Below are 366 nucleotides of genomic sequence, written 5' to 3'. Positions count from 1 at the left end.
TGGTGGTCGGCACGGCGGGCGTGGTCGTGACCTACCTGTTCAACCTGTTTGACGGCAACTTCCTGCTGGGCAACGAGGGGCGCGAGTTCATCGAACAGCCCAAATGGGTCAAGGCGGGCATCGTGGTTGCGGCGCTGATCTTCCTGTTCAACGTGTCGATGACGGTGTTGAAGGGGCGCAAGACGGCGATCACCAACATCCTGCTGCTGGGCCTTTGGGGTCTGGCGCTGCTGTTCCTTTTTGCCTTCGTGAACCCGGCCAACCTGGCGCTGGACAAGATGTACTGGTGGTACATCGTCCACCTGTGGGTGGAAGGCACCTGGGAACTGGTGATGGCTTCGATCCTGGCCTTCCTGATGCTGAAAC

The 366-nt window shown here is 59.8% G+C and carries 1 pseudogene; it reads left to right on the top strand.

The features are described from left to right. Nucleotides 1–366, top strand: a pseudogene (locus tag E7681_RS18695) (cbb3-type cytochrome c oxidase subunit I); the annotation flags it as partial.

Origin of the sequence: Thalassobius vesicularis (assembly GCF_004799325.1) — a bacterium.
Classification (GTDB): domain Bacteria; phylum Pseudomonadota; class Alphaproteobacteria; order Rhodobacterales; family Rhodobacteraceae; genus Thalassobius; species Thalassobius vesicularis.
The sequence above is the reverse complement of the archived record's forward strand: the minus strand, read 5'-3'. Positions and strand labels throughout refer to the sequence as shown.